Genomic DNA, 5,290 nt, shown 5'->3' with positions numbered 1-5,290 from the left:
CGCTGCTGGACCAGACGGTGCCGGCCATGGCGCAGCCCGCGCGCAAGGGGGACTGGTGGCTGCGCCTGGGGACGGAGGCTCGGGGCCAGGACGTGGTGCCGACCTATAGCGTGATGATGCCCGATGGCCGGGTGCGCAGTGCCGAGGCCGGCGACCCCATACCGGCCACGGTCTGGGCGGTCGGTGCTCCGGCGACGCTGCGTCGGGCGGCAGAGCAGGCAGCGCCCGGAATTGCCGCGGCCCTGACCGGGATCCAGGCGGCGCAGATGGCCCAGGATCCGCGCAGCCTGAAGCACCGGGCGGCACGGATCTATTTCGCCGGCGTGCATGGCGCGCCGGGCGATGGCGACAGCGCGCTGGGCCAAGCCTTCATACGCGCTCTGGGCGATGCCGAGAACGCCGTGCAGGCCTCGCCGCGCGATGCCGATTTCACCGTGTCCTGCGCCGTATCGGTTTCCGACGTGCCGCCGGGCGCATCCGGGCAGAAGCAGCAGCATATGCAACTGGTCTGGCGGGTGGTGGATCAGGCGGGCAAGGAAGCCGGGGCGGCGACGCAATTGCACGATATCGACGCCCACGCGCTGGACGGGCATTGGGGCGAGGTAGCCATGGTCGCGGCGCAGGAGGCGGCCGGCGGGGTGCGGCAGGTGGTTTCGCGCTATTCGGGGCGGAACAACGTGCCGCTGCCGATGCCCGCCGGCGGAGCCGCGAACGGCTCGGGCATGCCTGTAGCGGATTTGCAACAATGAGCCCGCTGTCGCGCGGACGGAAACGTTCGGCGCGCAGGACCGTTGCGGCAGACGGATGACAGGGGCGGGCGCGGTTGCTAATACCCGCGCCGCCAGCCCATGAGACCGCCCCGGGGGAGAGCGTCGCCAGATGAAGATCGTCGCCTGCAACAGCAACCTGCCTCTCGCCGAGAAGGTTGCTGCCGAGTTGCGCATGCCGCTGTGCAACGTATCCGTGCGCCGCTTCGCGGATATGGAGGTCTTCGTCGAGATCCACGAGAATGTCCGGGGCGAGGACGTGTTCGTGATTCAGAGCACATGCTCGCCGACCAACGACAATCTGATGGAACTGCTGATCATGCTGGATGCGCTGCGCCGCGGGTCGGCCCGGCGTGTCACGGCGGTGATGCCCTATTTCGGCTATGCCCGGCAGGATCGCAAATCCGGCCCGCGTACCCCGATCAGCGCCAAGCTAGTGGCCAACCTGCTGGTCGAGGCCGGAGCGAACCGGATCCTGACCATGGATCTGCATGCGATGCAGATCCAGGGCTTCTTCGACATTCCGGTGGATAATCTCTACGCGGCGCCGCTGTTCACCCGCGACATCAAGGGGCGCATCGACCAGGGATCACTGCCTTATATCGCGCCGCCGCTGGAAATCCCGGGCGGGTTCCAGAACCTGATGGTCGTATCGCCCGACGTGGGCGGCGTGGTCCGTGCGCGGCAATTGGCGCAGCGGCTAAATGTGGACCTGGCGATCATCGACAAGCGGCGCGAGCGCGCGGGTGTATCCGAGGTCATGAACGTGATCGGCGACGTGCGGGGCCGCTATTGCGTCATGATCGACGATATCGTCGATAGCGGCGGCTCGTTGTGCAATGCCGCCTCCGCGCTGATGAAAGAGGGCGCCGCCGCAGTCGAGGCCTATGTCACCCATGGCGTGCTGACCGGCGGCGCGGTGCGGCGCATCGCAGATTCGCCCATCCGGATGCTGACCCTGACCGACAGCATCGCCGCGACGGAAGCCGTCGCAAGTGCGGAGAACATCCGCCAGATCAGCACGGCCAACCTGCTGTCGCGTGCCATGCGCGCGGTATCGGACGAAAGTTCGGTCTCATCGCTGTTCGACTGAGGCGGCGCTTTCCCACGGATTGACCCGGGCCAGGCATGGACCTATCGGGGAGGAGCGAACCGAGAGGAGCTGCCCCCGAATGACCGAGCTGATCGCCCGTCCGTACTGGTATCTGCGCCACGGCGAGACGGATTGGAACGCCGCTGGGCTCTCGCAAGGGCGGTCGGACATTCCTTTGAACACGCGCGGCATCGCCCAGGCCGAAGACGCGGGTGCTCTGCTGGCGCGTGAGGAGGCACGTTATGCCAAGGTGGCGCGCATCGTCTCGTCGCCACTGATCCGCGCATTGTGTACGGCTGAGATCGTCGCCCAGGCGATGGCCACGTCGCGCGCGGCTCCGCTGTCGGTTGCGGTCGATGAAGGGCTGCAGGAAGTCTGTTTCGGTGAGCAGGAAGGCCAGCCGATGGGCGACTGGTACGATAGCTGGATCGCCGGCGCGTACACGCCGAAGGGTGCCGAGCCCTTTGTCACGCTGCGCGCCCGGGCCGTGGCGGCGGTGAACCGTGCGTTGGACGGCGAAGGCCCGGTGCTGATCGTCTGCCATGGCGCGATGTTCCGTGCCCTGCGCGCGGCGATGAACCTGCCGGCCAATGTGCGCCTGCCCAACGCCACGCCGCTGTGGGTGACGCCGTCCGATGCAGCCGGCAAGGCTCCGTGGGGTCTGGACAAGCTGGGCTGAGCCCGCGTTGCGGCTGGGCCCGTGCCTGAAAGATTTGCGTCGGCGCGCATTTTCCGTTACACGCCGCGCTCGCGCAGGCACCCCTGGAGGCCTGCGCGCTTGGTTTTCAGGAGCGTAAAGTGACCCAATTCACAAAACTTGAGGCTTCTTCGCGCGCGAAGGCTGGTAAGGGGGCAGCGCGTGCGACGAGGCGTGACGGTCAGGTCCCGGCCGTCATTTATGGTGCGAAGCAGGAAGCCGTTCTGATCGCGCTCGACCCCCGCCTGGTGATGCGCGAAATGCACAAGGCCGGCTGGCGTTCGCGCGTATACGACGTCACCGTCGATGGCACGTCGACTCATGCGCTGATGCGCGAGATCCAGCTCCATCCGGTCAGCGATCAGCCGATCCATGTGGACTTCCAGCGCCTGGCGGCCGGCGAGCGCGTGCATGTCGAAGTGCAGATCGTCTTCACCGGCGAAGACAAGGCCCCCGGCATCAAGCGCGGCGGCGTGCTGAACATCGTCCGCCACACGGTGGATGTCAGCGTCGATCCGGCGAATATTCCATCGTCCTTCACGGTGGACCTGTCGCAACTGGACATCCACGGCAACGTGCGCTGGGACGACCTGCAGGGTACCGAGAACGCCACGCCGGTCCTGCAGATCCCGAATTTCGTGATCGCCACCATCGCGGCGCCGAGCGTCGACGAGGCGGCGGAACCGGCCGCCGCGGCGGCTGCCCCGGCGAAGAAATAATTGCCGGACGGACGACCATGGAGCAGATCGTGATGAAGGTGGAAACACCTCATCACGTGAAGATGCTCAGTAAAGCAGCAACATGGAGCGTGCCGTGATCGGCCGGCCCCGCACGGCGCGCTTTAGGACAGGGAATACGGCATGCTGCTCTGGACCGGGCTCGGAAATCCTGAGCCGGGAATGAGCCGGCACCGGCACAATGTCGGTTTCATGGCTGTCGATCGGATCGCGTCCCGCCATGGCTTTGCGCCATGGCGGAAGCGTTTCCGTGGCGAGGTTGCCGAAGGGCGGGTGGGTGCGCACAGGATGCTGCTGCTCAAGCCCATGACCTACATGAACCTTTCGGGTGAAAGCGTTCAGCAGGCCGCCGCGTTCTACAAGATTCCAGTCGAAGCCATCACCGCTTTCCATGACGAGCTGGACCTGCCGCCCGGACGGGTGCGGGTGAAGCGCGGCGGCGGGGCGGCGGGGCATAACGGTCTGCGTTCGATGGATCGGATGCTGGGCAGTCCGGACTACTGGCGGGTTCGCATCGGCATCGGCCATCCCGGCGCGAAAGAGCGCGTGACCGGGCATGTGCTGGGCGACTTTTCGAAAAGCGATCAGGACTGGCTGGAGCGGATGCTCGACGCCATGTCCGATGCGGCGCCCATCCTGGCGGACGGGCAGCCGGAACTGTTCATGACTAAACTGGCGTTGCTGACCGGGGAGAATGGCTGATGGGGTTCAATTGCGGCATTGTGGGTCTGCCGAATGTCGGCAAGTCGACCCTGTTCAACGCTCTGACCGCGACGGCCACGGCCCAGGCGGCGAATTATCCGTTCTGCACCATCGAGCCGAACGTGGGGCGGGTCGCCGTGCCCGATCCGCGCCTGGAGACGCTGGCCGCCATCGGCAAGTCGCAGAAGATCCTGCCGACCAGCCTGGAATTCGTTGATATAGCCGGTCTGGTGCGCGGCGCATCGCGCGGCGAGGGACTGGGCAACCAGTTCCTGGCGAATATCCGCGAGGTCGATGCGATCATCCATGTGCTGCGCTGTTTCGAGGATGACGACATCACCCATGTCGAGGGTGGGATCGATCCGATTCGCGATGCCGAGATCATCGAGACCGAACTGATGCTGGCCGACCTGGATTCGCTGGAAAAGCGGATCGTCGCCCTGCAAAAGAAGGCCAAGGGCAATGACCGCGAGGCCGCGGCGCAGGTGGCGCTGATGGAGCCACTGATCGCGGTGCTGCGCGAGGGGCGTCCCGCCCGCCAGGCGATCCCCGCCGGGCAGGAAGAGGCGGTGCGCCGGCTGCAGTTGATGACCACCAAGCCCGTTCTGTATGTCTGCAACGTCGAGGAAGCCTCGGCCGCGACCGGCAATGCCTGGTCCGAGCGCGTCCAGGCCCGCGCCGAAGCCGAGGGCGCCGCGGCCGTGGTGGTTTCTGCCGCGATCGAGGCCGAAGTCAGCCAGTTGGGCCCCGAGGACCGCAAGGAATTCCTGGAAGGGCTGGGCCTGGCCGATAGTGGTCTGGATCGGGTGATCGCGGCGGGGTACCGTCTGCTGGGGCTGCGGACCTATTTCACCGTCGGGCCGAAGGAAGCCCGTGCCTGGACGATCACCGCCGGCACCCGTGCGCCGCAGGCCGCCGCCGTGATCCATAATGACTTCGAGCGCGGCTTCATTGCCTGCGAGACCATAGCCTATGCCGACTATGTTCAATATCACGGCGAGGCTGGGGCGAAGGAAGCGGGCAAGCTGCGGATCGAAGGGCGCGACTATGTCGTGCAGGATGGCGACGTCCTCCTCTTCCGCTTCAATGTCTGAGAGCCTGCCGGTCGGTCGTGATCCGGCTTGCGTCCTGGCGTGCAAGGTTCGACAATGCGCGTCGGATCGCGGCCGGATCGGCCGCGCGGAGCAGGGAGCCCGATCATGAACGCAGTCACGCCCGTCATGGACCAGCAGGACCAGTGGGTCCCGGCCATGCCGGGCCTGGCCGCGCGGGCACGTGACGCGGCGCGGGCGCT

The 5,290-nt window shown here is 66.5% G+C and carries 6 protein-coding genes; all 6 read left to right on the top strand.

The window, feature by feature from the left end:
• Positions 1–749 (top strand): hypothetical protein (locus tag HUK84_RS09740; RefSeq protein ID WP_176640117.1); only part of this gene is annotated, 749 nt, incomplete at its 5' end.
• Positions 750–879: 130 nt separating this feature from the next.
• Positions 880–1,860 (top strand): ribose-phosphate pyrophosphokinase, encoded by a 981-nt coding sequence (locus tag HUK84_RS09735; protein ID WP_176640116.1) that lies wholly within the window; start codon positions 880–882, stop codon positions 1,858–1,860.
• Between the two features lie 79 nt (positions 1,861–1,939).
• Positions 1,940–2,539, top strand: a complete 600-nt coding sequence (locus HUK84_RS09730) for a histidine phosphatase family protein (RefSeq protein WP_176640115.1) — start codon at positions 1,940–1,942, stop codon at positions 2,537–2,539.
• Positions 2,540–2,658: 119 nt separating this feature from the next.
• Positions 2,659–3,276, top strand: a complete 618-nt coding sequence (locus HUK84_RS09725) for a 50S ribosomal protein L25/general stress protein Ctc (RefSeq protein ID WP_176640114.1) — start codon at positions 2,659–2,661, stop codon at positions 3,274–3,276.
• Between the two features lie 141 nt (positions 3,277–3,417).
• Positions 3,418–3,996: an aminoacyl-tRNA hydrolase gene (gene pth, locus HUK84_RS09720; RefSeq protein WP_176640113.1), complete on the top strand. Its 579-nt coding sequence runs from the start codon at positions 3,418–3,420 to the stop codon at positions 3,994–3,996.
• A complete protein-coding gene (ychF, locus tag HUK84_RS09715) occupies positions 3,996–5,090 on the top strand; it encodes a redox-regulated ATPase YchF (RefSeq protein ID WP_176640112.1) in 1,095 nt (364 codons plus the stop codon). The genes pth and ychF overlap by 1 nt, the downstream gene beginning before the upstream one ends.
• Positions 5,091–5,290 lie beyond the last annotated feature (200 nt).

It is taken from the genome of Nguyenibacter vanlangensis (assembly GCF_013376155.1).
Taxonomy (GTDB): domain Bacteria; phylum Pseudomonadota; class Alphaproteobacteria; order Acetobacterales; family Acetobacteraceae; genus Gluconacetobacter; species Gluconacetobacter vanlangensis.
This window is presented reverse-complemented; position numbering and strand designations above follow the sequence as displayed.

Excerpts from the sequence above, each read along its gene's own strand:
- HUK84_RS09730 (WP_176640115.1), top strand. The coding sequence starts at position 1,940 with ATGACCGAGCTGATCGCCCGTCCGTACTGGTATCTGCGCCACGGCGAG.
- ychF (WP_176640112.1), top strand. The coding sequence starts at position 3,996 with ATGGGGTTCAATTGCGGCATTGTGGGTCTGCCGAATGTCGGCAAGTCG.
- pth (WP_176640113.1), top strand. The coding sequence starts at position 3,418 with ATGCTGCTCTGGACCGGGCTCGGAAATCCTGAGCCGGGAATGAGCCGG.
- HUK84_RS09735 (WP_176640116.1), top strand. The coding sequence starts at position 880 with ATGAAGATCGTCGCCTGCAACAGCAACCTGCCTCTCGCCGAGAAGGTT.